Here is a 15,365-nt window from a genome sequence, read left to right as displayed (position 1 = left end):
GCCTGGTTCCCGGCGGGGTGCCGATCACGCCGGTGACTAGCCCGGACGGGCGCGGGTAAGCGGGCCGGACCGCCGGGTCGGGGAGGGGAGTGCGGTGACACGGGCGTTCGTGAACTGGTCCGGCAGCCTCTCCTTCACCCCGGCGCAGTGGGCCGAACCCGCCGACGAGGACGAGGTGTGCGCGCTGGTGCGCCGGGCCCGCGACAGCGGCGTCCCGATCCGCCCGGTCGGCTCGGGGCACTCGTCCAGCCCGCTGGTGCGTACCGACGGGATCCTGCTCGGCCTGGACCGGCTCGCCGGCGTGATCTCCGACGACGGCCGGCTCGCCACCGCCTGGGCCGGCACCAGGCTGAAGGCGCTCGGCGAGGGTCTCTACGACGCCGGGCTGGCCATGGACAACCTGGGCGACGTCGACTACCAGTCGATCGCCGGGGCGACCGCCACCGGCACCCACGGCACCGGGCTGGGCTTCGGCAACCTGAGCACCCAGCTCACCGGCGTACGCCTGGTCGCCGGGACCGGCGAGGTGCTGGAGATCGACGCGGAGCGCAATCCGGAGCTGCTGCCGGCCGCCCGGCTCTCGCTCGGCGCGCTCGGCGTCGTCACCCGGGTCACCCTCCACGTGCAGCCGCGCTACGAGCTGCACCGGCGGTCCTGGTGCGCCCGCCTGGACTGGACGCTGGACCACCTCGCCGAACTTCAGCATACCAACCGCAACATGGACTTCTACTGGTATCCCCGCAGCGACCGGACGCAGATCCGGGTGATCAACCGGGTCGACGAGGCGGACCGCCGACCGGCGTGGCCCGGGTCGCGGGCGCCGGGTGGCGAACCTCGGCAGAATCAGGTCGGGCCGACCCACCGCACCATCCCCCGGCGCCGGGAGCTGCGGTTCGAGGAGATCGAGTACATGCTGCCCTCGGAGGCGTTCCCGGCCTGCTTCGCCGAGGTGCGTCGCCGGGTGCGGGAGCGGCACCGGCGGGTGGCCGGCTGGCGGGTGCTGGTGCGCACCGTCGCGCCGGACGACATCTGGCTCAGCAACGCCCACGGCCGTCCCACCACCACGATCGCCTGCCTGCAGAACACCTCCCTGCCCTACGACGACTACTTCCGCGACATGGAGTCCGTGTTCCGGCACTACGGCGGCCGGCCGCACTGGGGCAAGAAGCACTGGCTCGGCGCGCGGGAGCTGCGTCCCCTCTATCCCCGCTGGGACGACTTCCAGGCGGTCCGGCGCCGGCTCGACCCGGACGGGGTGTTCCTCACCCCCGACCTGGCCCGGCTGCTGGAGGACTCGTGACCGCGCCGGTCGGCGCCCGGGTGTGGGTGGTCCCCGGCGGGCACGTGCCGTTCCCGGCGCACGGGACGGAGCCCGAGTTCACCGGTTTCGACCAGCTCTGCGTGCTCAACGCCGGCGGCGACGACGCCGCGCTGACGCTCGACCTCTACTACGAGGACGCCGAGCCGGTCGGGCCGTACCGGATCCTCGTGGCCGCCCGCCGGATCCGGCACGTGCGGGTCAACGACCTGATCGACCCGGAGGCGGTACGGCTCGACCGCCCGTACGGCTGCGTGCTGCGGTCCCCGGTGCCGGTGGTGGTGCAGTTCCTGCGCCAGGACACCCGGCTGCCGGGCGTGGTGGCGCTGACCGGCACGATGGCGTACCCGGGGTGAGGTTCGACAGCGCGGCGGCGGGTACCCCGGCGCATGCGGGGAGCCGGCGACCGGATACGCGAGGCGGGACGGGCCGGCCGGGACCGGCTGCGCACGTACGTCATCGTGGCGGTCCAGGCGGGCCTGGCCGCGGCGCTGGCCTGGCTTGTCGCCCGTGAGGTGCTCGGCAACCCCGACCCGACGTTCGCGCCCGCCGCGTCCGTCGGTGTCATCGCCGCGTCACTCGGCAACCGCACCCGGCGCACCGTCGAGCTGATCGTCGGCGTGGTCCTCGGCATCGTGGTCGGTGACGCGCTGATCCGCCTGCTGGGCACCGGTCCGTGGCAGACCGGCGTGATCGTCTTCCTGGCGGTCACCGCGGCGGTGCTGGTGCGCGGCACCGGCGCGCTCGTCACCCAGGCCGGCGGTACGGCGGTGCTGGTCGCCACGCTCACCCCGGTCTCGCCGGACCTGGAGCTGCCCCGGACCATCAACGCGCTGGTCGGCGGCGCGGTCGGCCTGCTGGTGGTGCTGGTCATCGCGCCGCTCAACCCACTGCGCACCGTGCGTCGGGTCGCCGACCCGGCGCTGGACACCTTCGCCCAGGAGCTGACCGCCTCGGCGGAGGCGCTGGCCCGCGGTGACGTGCGGGCCGCCGACGCGGTGTTGACCCGGATGCGCGCCGCCGAGCCGGACCTCGACCGGATCGACGAGTTGGTGAGCGCCGCCGACGAGGTGGTCCGCTTCTCCCCGGTGCGCCGGCGGCGACGGCGCGCGTTGGACGCGTACCGGCGCGGCGCCGAGCACCTGGACCGGGCGTTCCGCAACAGTCGCGCGCTGGTCCGCCGGGTCGGCACCGCGCTGCGCGACGACGAGCCGGTGCCGCCGGACCTGCCGGCCGCGCTGGAGCACTTCGGCGCGGCGATCCGGCTGCTGCACCGGGAGTTCCTCGCCGCCCGGGAGCCGGTCGCGGCCCGGGAGCGGGTGTTGCGGGCGGTGCGCGACGCGGGCGCGGCGTGCCGGCAGGACATCGGCTTCTCCGGCACCATCGTGGTCTCGCAGTTGCGGACGGCCGCGAACGACGTGCTGCGCGCCACCGGGGTCCCGGCCGACGAGGCGCGCCGCCTGGTCCGCCGGGCCGCGGCGGCCCGCTGACAGCGGGTCGGTCAGAAGGCTGCCTTGCCGGCACACGTCACCGTGAACGTGCTCGCTGCGCGGTCAGGTGCCGACGCGGCGTGTCTCGTAGGCCCACATCACGATCTCGACGCGGTTGCGGGCGTTGAGCTTACGCATCAGGGCGGCGATGTGGGTCTTGACGGTGCTGAGGCTGATGGACAGCTCATCGCCGATCTCGCTGTTGGTCCGCCCGCGGGCGGCAGCCCGCAGGACCTGTTCCTCGCGGGCGGTCAGCGGCTCGACCGGCTCGGGTGGCATCGCGCGCGAGCGGCTGTTCGCGAAGGAGGACAGGAGCCGCGCGGTGATGTTCGGTGCGATCAGGGCGTCGCCGCGGGCGGCGGCTCGGATGGCCTGGGTGAGCATCTCGGCGCCGGCGTCCTTGAGGAGGAAACCTCGGGCGCCCGCCTTCAGCGCGCCGTAGACGTACTCGTCGAGGTCGAACGTGGTGATGACGACGACGGCGAGAGGATCGGCGACGTCGGCCCCGGCGAGCTGGCGGGTGGCTTCGATCCCGTCGACCCCGGGCATGCGGATGTCCAGCAGGCACACATCGGGACGCAGCGCGCGGGCCATGGCGATCGCCCGGCGGCCGTCGGCGGCCTCGCCGACGACGGCGATGCCCGGTTGTGCGCCCAAGATCATGCAGAGCCCCGCCCTGACGATGTCCTGGTCGTCGGCGATCAGCACGCGGATGGTCATGACGCCCGCACCGTGCGAGGCAGCGAGGCGTCGACGCTCCAGCCGCCGTCCGGATCAGGTCCCGCCCGGAGGGTGCCGCCGAGCAGGCTGGCCCGCTCGGCCATGCCGCGCAGCCCGTAGCCGGCATGCCGGGTGCCGGCCGTGCTCGCCTCACCGTCATCCCGCACTCGCAGGTGCACCTGGCTGCGGGAGGTGGTGACGTCGACGGTGACCCCGGTGGCGCCGCAGGCGTGGCGGGTCGCGTTGGTGACCGCCTCGGCGGCGATCAGGTAGACGGCAGTGCCGACCGCGGGCTCAACGTTCTCCACGTCACCGGAGACCCGCACGCGGACGCCCAACACCTCCCCGCCGGGACGAGCTAGTCGTTCGAGGTCCACCACTCCTCGCCGGGGGGCGAGATCGGCGTCCGTTCCGTCGCGCAGCAGGCCCACGAGGGCTCGCATCTCCGTGAGCGTCCGGGACGCCTCCTCCTCGATGGTGACCAGGGTGGCCAGCGCGCGCTGGGGATCCATGGCGGACAGCGCGCGACCTGCCTGTGCCTGGACCGCGATGGCCGAGACGCGGTGGCCGACCGTGTCGTGCAGCTCGCGGGCGAGTTCGTTGCGCTGATGGAGCCGCACCTGCTCGATGTCGCGGTCGTGGCTTCTGGTGCGGTAGCGGATGGCCGCGCCGAGCGCGGCCGAGAAGAGGAAGAAGCCGTAACCGGCGACCTTCTCCGCGGGTGAGGTCGGGCTCGCGATGAGGGTGACGGGCAGCCAGACGAGGATGATGCCGAGCCCGAGGGCGGCCTCGCGTCCCGCCCCCCAGCGCAGCAGGGCGTAGGGCAGCACCAGCAGCCCGGCGATGCCCAGCAGGCCGGTGGTGTCGATGACCAGGATCCTCGCGACGTCGAACGCGAGAACGGCGCCGAAGGCGACGGTGACGGCGGCCAGCGGCCGCGTGCGTCGCCACAGCAGGCATACCGCGACCACGACGCTGACACCGACCAGCAACGGCGCCCATGCCCTGTCGTCGCGCAGCAGTATCTCGACGACCGAGATCGCGACAAGAGCCGAGGACAGCACCCAGTCCCGCCAGACCCGCACCGGCGCACGTGTGGGGCGAGGCTCAGCCCAGATCCCAGCAAGCATGCTTCCCCCTCCCGCACAACGTAAGGGGGCCGCCGCTCGGGCGGATCAGTCGAAAGTACGGCGGATGTGCCGTGCCTGCGGCCGGGACAGCTCGAGCCCGCGAACGGAGGTGGCGCCCGTCGACGCTTGCCATGGTTCAAGGCATCGAGTGAGCCGCCCGGGCTGACGCCAGCACACAGGAGACCTCATGACCAGAACCGACCGCCCAGCCGGTGTGCTCCAGGAAGCGCACATCCCGGTCCAGGCGAAGCTCGCCGCAGCCTGGGCCAGCTTCATGTTCCTCTACATCTACGTCGACTACCTCGCCCTGTACAAGCCCGGCTTCATCGACGACATCCTGGCCGGCACCGTCCACGAGTTCGACACCGGCCCGACCTTCGTCGCCCTGGCGCTCACGCTCATGGCCGTCCCGATCCTCATGATCCTGCTCTCCACGACACTCCCCGCCCGTGTCGCCCGCGCCACCAACCTCGTCGTGGCAACGCTCTACATCCCCGTCTCGGTGTACAACGCAGCCGGCGAGTCCTGGACCTACCTCTCCTTCTACGGCCTCTCCATCGGCCTCGAGCTGTTGCTCCTGGCCTTCATCCTGCGCGCCGCATGGACCTGGCCCCGGATCGCTCGAACCACCGCCGGCCGTGACCTCGCCCAGGACCGGGTGTGACGTTCGAGGCAGGCCGGGAGAGGGACGGCGCCGACGGCGCGCAGCACCCTCGCCGAAGTGTGCACGGGCCTCGGTACGCCGGATCGACGTAGGTGATGGCTGCGGGCACTCATGTGAGCCGATGCGATGACGCCCCGGGTCCCCCGGGGCGTCATCGCCCCGTCGGCCGGCGCGTGGTCGACCGGACTCGGACCGTGTCATGCTGCACGGGCGCGGCAGGAGGACGAGATGGCAACCGGTGAGGCCGTACAGGTACGCCCGAGGCGACGGTCGCTGCGACCGCTGGCGTCGGGGGCGACGCTGGTCGCGATCCTTCTGCTGCTCTTCGGGGTGCCGTGGTGGACGCTGACGGTGGCGGCGCGCTGGCCGACCCCGCTGGCGGCCGCCGGCTCGGCGGTGTTCGCCGCCGCGCTGTGCGCGTTCCCGGCCCTGATGTATCTCGGGCACGGCCGGAGGCGGTCCGACGCGGCGGCCCGCGCCGGGGACGTTCTCCTCGGTCTGGTGTGGATCCTGTTCGTCTGGGCGGTGCTCGGCAACGTGGTCCGTCTCGCCTTGGCCGTGGCGGGCGTCGCCGACCCGGTCCGGTCGCGGGCCGTGGCGGTCGGCGTCGCGGTGGTCGCGGTCGCGCTGGCGGGCTGGGGGTACGTCGAGGCGATGCGGGTGCCCCGGGTCCGGCGGGTCGACGTCACCGTCGACCGCCTCGGTGCCGGTCTCGACGGGGTCCGGGTGGTGCTGCTGACCGACACCCACTACGGCCCGATCGACCGGGCCCGCTGGTCGGCCCGCACCGTCGAGGTCGTCAACGGCCTGGGCGCCGACATCGTCTGCCACACCGGCGACATCGCCGACGGCACGGTCGAGCAGCGCCGGGCGCAGGCCGCGCCGCTCGGTGCCGTCCGGGCCGGGCTTCTGCGGGCGTACGTGACGGGCAACCACGAGTACTACGGCGAGGCGCAGGGCTGGGTGGAGCACATGCGTGCCCTCGGCTGGGAACCCCTGCACAACCGGCACCTCGTGGTGGAGCGGGGCGGCGCGCGGCTCGTCGTCGCCGGGGTGGACGACGTGACCGCCGGGTCGTCCGGCGTCGCCGGTCACCGGGCCGACCACGCCGCGGCGCTCGCCGGCGCCGACTCGCAGCTACCGGTGCTGCTGCTGGCTCATCAGCCGAAGCAGATCGGTGAGGCGGTGGCGGCCGGCGTGGATCTGCAGCTGTCCGGGCACACCCACGGCGGCCAGATGTGGCCGTTCCACTATCTGGTCCGACTCGACCAGCCGGTGGTGCAGGGCCTGAGCCGGCACGGTCGGACCCAGCTCTACACGAGTCGGGGCACCGGGTTCTGGGGACCGCCGTTCCGGATCTTCGCGCCGAGCGAGATCACTCTGCTCACTCTGCGGGCGGGACAGCGCCGACCGGACCGGCCGTCCTGAGATCTTCGCGGCCCGCCATGCCGTCGGCCGGGGTCAGTCCGCGGTCGCCGAGTGCCGTCACGCCGCGGGCGGTATGGGCGCCACCGGCGAGCACCGGCGTTCTCGCGGACTGGTAGCGGCAGCGCCGAACGCGTCGGCCGTGGCGAGCAGCGCCCGCTGGTCGCCGGCGAGCAGGGCTTCGGCTCGTCGCACGACGGCCTCGGCGAGGGCGTTGCCCGCTACCACGGTCCGGGCCTCCACGAGCTTCGGCCGCCGGGACGTCGAGTTCGCCGCCTCGACCATCACGGTGGCGTGGTACGGCCGTCGGCCGACACGTCGGTGGTGGCGGCGGCCAGGAGGGTGAGCGCGGCGCGGCGGGCGTGCCCGTCCGTGCTGGCCGCGCCACGGTGCTCGGCGACGATCGTCGCCCCCTCGACCAGCATGAGCAACTGCCGTCCCAGCGCGTCCGGATCCGCGGCGCCGGCGCGGGTGGCGATGCCGGTGAGGAGTTCGAGGTGGCGGTCCAGATGGCGGCCGGTGATCGAGCGTACCGCCTCGACGTGGTGCTGGGCGGCCGCGTTGACCATTGCGCAGCCGCGGAAGACAGGCTCGTAGTACCACTGCTGAAGGGCGTCGAAGACGGCAGCGAGCTGGGCTGCGGGGTCGTCCCCGGCGGCCGAGGCGGCGTCGGCCAGCCAGCGCGACACCCGTTCGCTGCGGGCTTCCAGGACTTCTCGCACGAGCCCGTCCTTCGTGCCGAAGTGCCGGTAGAGCGTCTCCTTGGACACTCCGACGCTGCTGCACAGCTCGGCGACGCCGACACCGTCGAGCCCGCGCGCGTAGAGCAGGACCGTGGCCGCTTCGAGGATGGTGGCGCGGGTGCGCGCCGGATCAAGCGTCGAGCCCTTGGTGACCGGCATGGCGAAGATGATACCGCTCGGTTCGATCTGCTGTTAGCATCCCAGATCGAACCGATCGGTTCGTACTTGGAGGCGCGTCATGTCAGCCCTACTCCTCGACCCGCCGTCATCGGCTCGGCGCGTCCGTCGGGAGCCCCCGGCAGCCCAGCGCCGATGAGGACCTCGGCGCGGCTCGCCCTCGGCACCGCCTCGGCTCTCGGGCTCGCCCGCTTCGCCTACGGGCTGCTGCTTCCCGCCATGAGCGCCGACCTGGGCTGGAGCCTCACCGAAGCCGGCACGGTGAGTGCCGCCAACGGGCTCGGCTACCTCCTCGGCGCACTGGCGACCGGCCCCGTCGTACGCCGGCTGGGCACCGCGACCGCCTTCCGGCTGGGAATGATCCTCACCGCGACGGCCCTGGCCGCCGCCGCGACCAGCAGCGCCTACCCGGTGCTGCTGATCGCCCGGGCCGCCGCCGGGGCGGCCGGGGCGGTGGTGTTCATCGCCGGCGGTGTGATCGCGTCACGCCTCGCCGTCCGCACCGCGTCGGCCGCGCCCATCACGATCTACTTCGCCGGCACCGGACTGGGCATCGTCGTCAGCGCCGCGGCGGTGCCGCCACTGGGGCAGCACTGGCGCGTGGCCTGGGTAGTCCTGGGCCTGGCGGCCGGCCTGGCCACCCTGGTCAGCTGGACCGCGGCGCGCACGGACGAAGACGCCGCGGTGGTCCCCGGCGGTCGCGCGCGGGTACGGCCACTGGCCCGGACCGCGGTGGCATACCTGCTGTTCGCCGCCGGTTACATCACCTACATCACCTTCCTGTCCGCGCACCTCGCCGACCAGCACGCGCCGGTCGCGCAGGTCGTGCTCATCTGGACAGCGCTGGGGCTGGCCGTCGTGGCCGCACCCGTGCTGTGGAGCCGACCCATCACCGACTGGCCCGGCACCCGAGCCCTCGCCGCGCTGCTGGGCGCTCTGAGCGTCGGAGCGGCACTGGCCCTGGCGGCGCCATGGCCGCCGGTCATCCTCGCCTCCGCGATCATCTACGGGGCCACGTTCATGGGCGTCCCCGCCGCCGTCACCGCGCTCATCAAGGGCGGCACCCCGCCGGCCGACTGGACCCGCACACTCTCGGTCTTCACCATGCTCTTCGCTGCCGGCCAGACGGTCGGCCCCTGGGTCGCCGGCGTCCTCGCCGACGGCACCTCGGCCGCGGCCACCCTGGCGTGGACCGCGATCCTCTGCGGCACAGCCGCCGTGGTGGCCGCGACCGCGCGTCCCCGACGTCGCGCGCGAGCGACCCCAGCAGGCGCCCCGGCGCTCCGGGACGGAACGCTCGACGCCACGCCCCGGTGACACCGCTCCGGCACCCCGCCGGCCACCTCCCCGGCACCTCGACGACCAGTCCACCCGACAGAAGGAGCACGGCAATGGTCACCTTCATCCTCGTTCCCGGTATGTGTCACGGCGGTTGGTGCTTCGCGGAGCTTGCCGAGCAGCTCCGCCGCCGGGGGCACCGGGCCTACCCGTTGACGTTGACGGGACTCAGCGAGCGCAGTCATCTGCTCCACGGCGGGGTTAACCTCGACACCCACATCCAGGACGTGACGGGCGTTCTCGACGCGGAGAACATCGAGGACGCGGTACTGGTCGGCCACAGCTACGGAGGGATGGTGACCACCGGCGTCGCCGACCGGATGCCCGAACGCGTGCGGGCCCTGGTGTACCTGGACGCCGTGGTGCCGCAGCACGACGACTCCTGCTGGAACCTCGTCACCGACCAGGAGCGCCGGTGGTACGCCGACGTGGTGGAAAGCGGCTACGCGGTACGGCCCCTACCGTTCTTCGACGCACGGGCCACTCCTCATCCGATCGCCTCCCTGCTGCAACCGCTCCGGCTCACCGCGGACCCCGCACGGATCCGGCACCGGGTCTACGTGTACGCGGCAGGATGGGACGGACCTTCCCCGTTCACCCCCACCTATCAGCGGCTTCGCGACGATCCCGCGTGGACGACGCACGCCGTGGACGGCGGCCACAACCTGATGCGTGACGCGCCGCACGAGCTGCTGAACATCCTGCTGCAGACCGGTGAGTCGGCTGATCGACGCCGGGCCGGTGCCGGGCGGCCAGCGAGCACCGCCTGACGGCGGGGCTCCGGACCGCCGTCGCGCCGACTCGAACAGCACGGGCCCTGACCGTCGGACGTCGCCGAGTTCGAGCGCGATCGAGCCGTCCCGACGCGTCGCGGCGGCCCAGCGATGAGTCGGAAGCGCGTTGCCGGTCTACCTTCCGACCGGCAACCAACTCAACGGGAGTACGACATGGGCGTCATCCAGATCGAGCTGTTCACCACCCTGGACTTCGTGGCGCAGTCGCCCGGCAGCCCGGACGAGGACCCGGATGGGTTCGCGTTCGGCGGCTGGCAGGCGCCGCTGCTGGACGAGGTCTCCGGCGCGCAGGTGATGAAGGCCTACCAGGGCACCGACGCCCTGCTGCTCGGCCGGCGGACCTACGACATCTTCGCCGCCTACTGGCCGCACCAGGAGGGCGGCGAGGACAACGAGATCGCCTCGCTCTTCAACCGCATCCCGAAGTACGTGGCCTCCCGCGGCCGGCCCGACCTGTCCTGGAAGGGTTCCACGCAGCTCGGCCCGGACCTGGTGACGGCGGTGCGCGAGGTGCGGGACCGGCACGAGAACGTCAAGGTCGTCGGGAGTGTGAACCTGGTGCAGACGCTGCTGCGGGAGAAGCTCTTCGACCGCATCGACCTCTGGGTGCACCCGATCGTGCTCGGCGTGGGCAAGAAGGTGTTCGACGGCGGCGCGGTGCCCACGAACGTCACCCTCCTCGAACCGCCGGTCGCCAACCCGAAGGGCACCGTCTACCTGCGCTACGGGCTCGCCGACGGCACGCCCGCGACCGGCGACATGAGCGCGCCCGACCGGGGTGTCTGAGGCCGTCAGCCCTCGGTCAGCCGGCTCTTCTGCACCTTGCCCATGGCGTTGCGGGGCAGCGCGTCGACCAGCCGCACCTGCCGGGGACGCTTGTGCACGGACAACTGCCGGGCCACGAAGTCGATCAGCTCGGCCTCACCCAGGCCGTCACCGACCACGTACGCGGTGATCTGCTGGCCCAGGTCGGGGTGCGGGGTGCCGACGACGGCGGCCTCCCGCACGCCCGGGTGGGCCAGCAGCGCGTCCTCCACCTCGCCGGCGCCGATCCGGTAGCCGCCGCTCTTGATCAGGTCGGTGGCGGCCCGGCCGACGATGCGGTGCCAGCCGTCCGGTCCGACGGTGGCCACGTCGCCGGTGCGAAACCAGCCGTCCGCCGTCCGGGTCGCCGCGTCCGCGTCCGGCCGGTCGAGGTAGCCGTCGAAGAGCGTGTCGCCGCGCACCTGCAGCTCGCCCATGGCGTCGCCGTCGGCGGGCAGCGCGGCGCCACGCTCGTCCACCACCCGCGTGCGCACGCCGGGCAGCGGCACGCCGACCGTGCCCGGTCGCCGCGGCCCGTCGGCCCGGGCGCTCACCGTGATCAGGGTCTCGGTCATCCCGTACCGCTCGACCGGCCGATGGCCGGTCAGGTCCGCGAGCGCGGCGAAGACCGGTTCGGGCAGCGCGGCGCTGCCCGACACCAGCAGCCGGGCGCCGCGCAGCTCCCGCGCCGCCGCCGGCTCCGCCGCGATCCGCGACCAGATCGTGGGTACGCCGAAGTAGAGCGTGCCGTCGGCGGCCGCGTACCGGTCGGGGCGGGGTCGGCCGACGTGGTGCAGTCGGCTGCCCAGGCGCAGCGGACCGAGCACCCCGAGGACGAGCCCGTGCACGTGGAACAGCGGCAGCCCGTGCGCCAGCACGTCGTCCGGCGTCCAGGCCCAGGCGTCGGCGAGCCCGTCCAGGCAGGCGGCGATCGCGCGGCGGGACAGCACCGCGCCCTTCGGTGCGCCGGTGGTGCCGCTGGTGTAGAGGATCAGCGCGGTGGCCGCCGGGTCCGGCTCGGCATGGCGGCCGTCCGAGCGCCGGGCCAGGTCGACCGGCACCACGGGCGGGTCGGCGACGCCGTCCGGGCCGGGCGGCCCCAGCAGCACCTCGGCCCCGGAGTCGCGCAGGATGTGGTCGCGTTCCACCGGCCCGGCGTCCGGCGGCACCGGCACCACCGCCGCACCGGCGAGCAGCCCGCCGACCACCCCGACCACGGTCTCCAGGCTGGCCGTGGCGGACACCGCCACCCGGCGTACGCCGCGCAGGTCGTCGGCGACCGCGCCGGCCGCCCGACGCAGCTCCACCCAGGACAGCGACCGGTCGTCGACGCGGACCGCGCCCGGGCGCTCGTCGGTGGACTCGTCCAGCCAGGTCAGCAGCGGCACGGCGTCCCCTCTCGGGTCGGGCCGGCGCCGACCTCGGACGCCCCGACCGTAACGGCGTCCCCGAGCGGGCAGCCACCCCTACGGCGTGTCCGACCCCTAGCGCCCGGTGTCGCGCCGGCGCCGGCGCGCCCGGTCCGGCCTCGGCGAACAGTTCGCGTTAGGGGGTGCCTAAGGGTTCTTTCGGAATTGTGACCCCGATTACGGTCGAATGGCACAGGAGATCGCCACCGGCCACCGGTGCAGGGCCATTCCTTCCGTCTCGGCGGAATGCGGCGGCGATCCGCTCGACAGATGCGTTCGGCGACTGCGCGCGCATGGCGAGGCTGAACGACGAGCGACGGAGGTCGTGTCATGACAGCTTCTATCAATCCCGCTCCGGCCGTCCGGGGCTCCTTCGTCGACGGCGACGACCGGAGCGCCTGGTCGGCCCAGGTGGGCGCCGACGCCGCAGGCGTCGTCGAGGCGGTGCTGGAGGGCGGACCGGCGATGCTGCCGGCCGAGCTGCGCAACCAGCGGGTGTCCACGGTGGAATCCAAGATCAAGGTGCGCTACTACGGGGGCTACGAGCACTTCGAGCGGGACCCCGCGGTCACCCTCGACGGCGTGCCCGCGGTGTTCCGCTGGACCGGCCGTACCCGGATCGCGGAGTGAGTGAGAGGCGGTAGGGCGATGGGCGTCGGGGAACTGCGCAACGATGCGCACCTGGCGGTGACCGACGTGGCCACGGTGACCGCGTTCTACGCGGAGGTCTTCGAGGCCGTGCCGGTGCAGCGGGAATGTCTGCTGGACGGGCGGGTCGTGCACGCCGAGCTGGTGGTCGGCGACCACCGGTTGACGGTGAGCGAGTGGTCCGACCGGACGGCCGAGCAGGGCGGGGACGTCCCGATGTCGCTCACCCCGGCCGACCCGCACCTGCTCGTGCAGCGCGCGCTGGCCGCCGGCGCGACGCTGGAGGCGACGAACGGCGGCCCCCCGGTGGGCGTGGTGCTGCGGGACCCGGCCGGCCTGCGCTGGGCGGTGCCCGGAGCGAACACGACCTAGTCCGCCGTCATCGACGGACGCCCCGCCGCCGGCGACGGCGGCGGGGCCGTCACGGCCGGTGCGGTGACGCGACCGGCGGGAGGAACAAGAACACATGTCGGGACCGTTGCGCGGGATGCTCATCGCCGACTTCTCCCGGATCCTCGCCGGGCCGTACGCGACCATGCTCCTGGCCGACCTCGGCGCGGACGTGGTCAAGGTGGAGGCGCCGGGCGGCGACGACACCCGCGACTGGCGGCCACCGGTCCGCGACGGCGTCTCCACCTACTATCTCGCGGTCAACCGCAACAAGTGGTCGGTGGTCCTCGACCTCGCCGACGCCGACGACCTGGTGCTGGCCCACCGACTGGCGGACCGGGCCGACGTGCTGATCCAGAACTTCCGCCCCGGCGCGCTGCGCCGCTTCGCGCTCGACCACGACACGCTCACCGCCCGCAACCCGGCCCTGGTGTACGCGTCGATTAGCGGCTTCGGCACCGCCGCCGGCGCGGACCTGCCCGGCTACGACCTCATGGTGCAGGCCGCCGCCGGCCTGATGAGCCTCACCGGGGACGCCGACGGCCCGCCCTACAAGGCCGGCGTGGCCGTCCTCGACGTGATCGCCGGGCTGCACACCGCGATCGGGATCCTGGCCGCGCTGCACCACCGCGGGCGGACCGGCCGCGGGCAGCACGTCACCGTGGACCTGCTCTCGTCGGCGCTGTCCGGGCTGGTCAACCACGCCGCCGCGTACGTCTCCGGGGGAGTGACGCCGCAGCGGACGGGCAACGCCCACCCGAGCATCGTGCCGTACGAGCCGCTGCCCACCGCCGACGGCGAACTGGTGGTGATCGCCGGCAACGACGCCCAGTTCCGTACCCTCTGCCGGGTCCTCGGGGTGCCGGAACTGGCGGACGACGCCCGGTTCCGCCGCAACACCGACCGCACCGCGCACCGCGACGCCCTGCGGCCGCTGCTGGTCGCGGCGCTGGCCCGGCGCGGCAGCGCGGAGTGGTTCCGCGAGCTGCGCGCGGCCGGCGTGCCGTGCAGCCCGATCAACTCGGTCGCCGAGGGGGTGGCGCTGGCGCAGCGGCTCGGGCTCGACCCGGTGGTGACCGTCGGCGGGGTGCCGGGCGTCCGACATCCGATCGGCCTGTCGGCCAGCCCGCCCCGCTACGACCTGCCCCCGCCGGACCTGGACGAGCACGGCACCGAGTTGCGCGCCTGGCTCGCGGGGGAGTGAGACGCGGCGCGGTCCACTACGATCGTCGCCATGTCCGTCGATGCCCTGCCGGCCCGGCCGCCGTTGGCGCGCACCGTCGCCGCGGCCCAACTCGCGCTGGTGCTGGCGTTCCTCGCCGTCGCCGCCCTCTGGCTGGCCCGGATGACGGCGGCCGACGTGGGCCCGGCCGAGATGCGCAGCGGCGCCTACGACCCCAAGGACCTCGTGCCGTTGGGCATGCACGGCTGGAACCCGTTCATGTGGCTCTACGGCCTCACCGCGATGCTCTTCCTCGCCGGCCTGGCGAGCCCGCTGCTCGCCGGCTACGGCGCGCTGCTGCTGGCCCGGGACCGCCGGGCGCTGTCCGGCGCGCTGCGGGCGCTGCTACTGGTCGGCGTCGTCGCCGGCCTCGTGGTCACCGTGCTGCGCTTCACGCCGGTCGGGGCGGACATGCAAGCCTGGTGGCTCGACTGACCGGCGCTCCACCCGACCCGGCCGCATTCACCGACGCCGAGAACTGGACCGGCGGCTTCTACGAGCTGGCGATCGAGGTCGGCGACGCCGACGACGAGCGACTGGACCGTGCGCTGGGCGCGCTGTGGCGGGCGGCCGGCATCCGGGGCTGCCACCTCGACCCGGACCGGGAACCGGACGAGACCATCGTGGTCCCGCCCGCCTGGTCGTCGATGGTCGGGTCGGACCACCTGTACGGCCGGGTCGACCTGCCCGGCGGCGCCCGGATCGTCTGCGGCGTCTTCGTCACCCGCGAGGATCAGGGCACCGACTGGGTCGACTTCTACGTGCCGACCACCGCGCTGGCCCGGGTCGACGCGCGGGTGGGCGGCTTCCCGTTCTCCGACGACGGCGGGTCGCGGTCGCTGGACTGGCGCCGGCCGATCGACGACTGGCTGGCCGCGGTCGGTGCCGAGATGTACGACGACGTCGGCTTCCGGCTCGGGCTGATCGGCTTCGAGGTCTTCGGCGACCCGGATGTCGAGGAACCGTTCGACCGCGCGGACCCGCCGCCGTGCTTCGGCTACCTGTTCCCGGAGCCTGCGGGTGTGCGCTACGTCCCCGCGACGCGATGACGCGGCTTGCGTCCGGACGCGGGCGCGGGGCGGAATCTGGGGCG

18 protein-coding genes are annotated in these 15,365 nt (G+C 73.7%); 13 read left to right on the top strand and 5 right to left on the bottom strand.

Features of this window, described 5'->3' with window-relative positions; all coding sequences use genetic code 11:
- The first annotated feature begins 94 nt into the window (after window positions 1-94).
- Genes GA0070213_RS04795 through GA0070213_RS04785 form a run of 3 tightly spaced genes read left to right on the top strand, consistent with a single transcriptional unit; the run spans window position 95 to window position 2,808 of the window.
- On the top strand, window positions 95-1,300 hold the full coding sequence (locus GA0070213_RS04795) for a D-arabinono-1,4-lactone oxidase (protein ID WP_091057848.1): 1,206 nt from the start codon (window positions 95-97) through the stop codon (window positions 1,298-1,300).
- Window positions 1,297-1,674 (top strand): sensory rhodopsin transducer, encoded by a 378-nt coding sequence (locus tag GA0070213_RS04790; protein ID WP_091057846.1) that lies wholly within the window; start codon window positions 1,297-1,299, stop codon window positions 1,672-1,674. The genes GA0070213_RS04795 and GA0070213_RS04790 overlap by 4 nt, the downstream gene beginning before the upstream one ends.
- 33 nt (window positions 1,675-1,707) lie before the next feature.
- Window positions 1,708-2,808 (top strand): FUSC family protein, encoded by a 1,101-nt coding sequence (locus tag GA0070213_RS04785; RefSeq protein WP_091057843.1) that lies wholly within the window; start codon window positions 1,708-1,710, stop codon window positions 2,806-2,808.
- A gap of 63 nt (window positions 2,809-2,871) precedes the next feature.
- Here GA0070213_RS04785 and GA0070213_RS04780 read toward each other — a convergent pair whose 3' ends face one another.
- Window positions 2,872-3,528 carry a response regulator gene (locus tag GA0070213_RS04780; protein WP_091057840.1) on the bottom strand — a complete coding sequence of 219 codons (657 nt, stop codon included), beginning with the start codon at window positions 3,526-3,528 and terminating at the stop codon, window positions 2,872-2,874.
- Window positions 3,525-4,613 (bottom strand): sensor histidine kinase, encoded by a 1,089-nt coding sequence (locus tag GA0070213_RS04775; RefSeq protein WP_245716264.1) that lies wholly within the window; start codon window positions 4,611-4,613, stop codon window positions 3,525-3,527. Before GA0070213_RS04775 ends, GA0070213_RS04780 begins: the two co-directional genes overlap by 4 nt.
- A gap of 232 nt (window positions 4,614-4,845) precedes the next feature.
- Here GA0070213_RS04775 and GA0070213_RS04770 point away from each other — a divergent pair, with 232 nt between their 5' ends.
- Both GA0070213_RS04770 and GA0070213_RS04765 read left to right on the top strand, forming a co-directional pair.
- Window positions 4,846-5,322, top strand: a complete 477-nt coding sequence (locus GA0070213_RS04770) for a DUF6326 family protein (protein ID WP_091057835.1) — start codon at window positions 4,846-4,848, stop codon at window positions 5,320-5,322.
- Window positions 5,323-5,550: 228 nt separating this feature from the next.
- Complete coding sequence (locus GA0070213_RS04765) at window positions 5,551-6,750, top strand: metallophosphoesterase (RefSeq protein WP_091057831.1); 1,200 nt, start codon at window positions 5,551-5,553, stop codon at window positions 6,748-6,750.
- 57 nt (window positions 6,751-6,807) lie between these two features.
- Here GA0070213_RS04765 and GA0070213_RS04760 read toward each other — a convergent pair whose 3' ends face one another.
- Window positions 6,808-7,035: a hypothetical protein gene (locus tag GA0070213_RS04760; protein WP_139128618.1), complete on the bottom strand. Its 228-nt coding sequence runs from the start codon at window positions 7,033-7,035 to the stop codon at window positions 6,808-6,810.
- Entirely contained in the window at window positions 7,032-7,649 is a 618-nt protein-coding gene (locus GA0070213_RS04755; protein WP_091057826.1) for a TetR/AcrR family transcriptional regulator, read from the bottom strand. The genes GA0070213_RS04760 and GA0070213_RS04755 overlap by 4 nt, the downstream gene beginning before the upstream one ends.
- A gap of 153 nt (window positions 7,650-7,802) precedes the next feature.
- On the opposite strand from GA0070213_RS04755, the gene GA0070213_RS04750 reads away from it, so the two are divergent.
- The 3 genes from GA0070213_RS04750 (at window position 7,803) to GA0070213_RS04740 (ending at window position 10,585) form a co-directional block, all read left to right on the top strand.
- Complete coding sequence (locus GA0070213_RS04750; RefSeq protein WP_091057822.1) at window positions 7,803-8,984, top strand: YbfB/YjiJ family MFS transporter; 1,182 nt, start codon at window positions 7,803-7,805, stop codon at window positions 8,982-8,984.
- Between the two features lie 74 nt (window positions 8,985-9,058).
- Window positions 9,059-9,775, top strand: a complete 717-nt coding sequence (locus tag GA0070213_RS04745) for an alpha/beta fold hydrolase (RefSeq protein WP_091057817.1) — start codon at window positions 9,059-9,061, stop codon at window positions 9,773-9,775.
- A 177-nt stretch (window positions 9,776-9,952) separates the two neighbouring features.
- Window positions 9,953-10,585, top strand: a complete 633-nt coding sequence (locus GA0070213_RS04740; RefSeq protein ID WP_091057813.1) for a dihydrofolate reductase family protein — start codon at window positions 9,953-9,955, stop codon at window positions 10,583-10,585.
- Window positions 10,586-10,590: 5 nt separating this feature from the next.
- Here GA0070213_RS04740 and GA0070213_RS04735 read toward each other — a convergent pair whose 3' ends face one another.
- Window positions 10,591-11,991 carry an acyl-CoA synthetase gene (locus GA0070213_RS04735; protein WP_091057810.1) on the bottom strand — a complete coding sequence of 467 codons (1,401 nt, stop codon included), beginning with the start codon at window positions 11,989-11,991 and terminating at the stop codon, window positions 10,591-10,593.
- A 351-nt stretch (window positions 11,992-12,342) separates the two neighbouring features.
- Here GA0070213_RS04735 and GA0070213_RS04730 point away from each other — a divergent pair, with 351 nt between their 5' ends.
- From GA0070213_RS04730 to GA0070213_RS04710, 5 genes are all read left to right on the top strand, one after another.
- Window positions 12,343-12,642, top strand: coding sequence for a DUF5988 family protein (locus tag GA0070213_RS04730; protein ID WP_245716263.1), 300 nt, complete (start codon window positions 12,343-12,345; stop codon window positions 12,640-12,642).
- 18 nt (window positions 12,643-12,660) lie between these two features.
- The gene (locus GA0070213_RS04725) at window positions 12,661-13,032 is read left to right on the top strand and encodes a VOC family protein (protein ID WP_091057803.1); all 372 of its coding nucleotides are present in this window, start codon (window positions 12,661-12,663) and stop codon (window positions 13,030-13,032) included.
- Between the two features lie 94 nt (window positions 13,033-13,126).
- Window positions 13,127-14,254 carry a CaiB/BaiF CoA transferase family protein gene (locus GA0070213_RS04720; protein ID WP_091057800.1) on the top strand — a complete coding sequence of 376 codons (1,128 nt, stop codon included), beginning with the start codon at window positions 13,127-13,129 and terminating at the stop codon, window positions 14,252-14,254.
- A 30-nt stretch (window positions 14,255-14,284) separates the two neighbouring features.
- Window positions 14,285-14,707, top strand: coding sequence for a hypothetical protein (locus tag GA0070213_RS04715; RefSeq protein ID WP_091057797.1), 423 nt, complete (start codon window positions 14,285-14,287; stop codon window positions 14,705-14,707).
- A complete protein-coding gene (locus GA0070213_RS04710) occupies window positions 14,695-15,321 on the top strand; it encodes a hypothetical protein (RefSeq protein WP_091057793.1) in 627 nt (208 codons plus the stop codon). Before GA0070213_RS04715 ends, GA0070213_RS04710 begins: the two co-directional genes overlap by 13 nt.
- Window positions 15,322-15,365 lie beyond the last annotated feature (44 nt).

Origin of the sequence: Micromonospora humi (assembly GCF_900090105.1) — a bacterium.
Taxonomy (GTDB): Bacteria; Actinomycetota; Actinomycetes; order Mycobacteriales; family Micromonosporaceae; genus Micromonospora; species Micromonospora humi.
The sequence above is the reverse complement of the archived record's forward strand: the minus strand, read 5'-3'. Positions and strand labels throughout refer to the sequence as shown.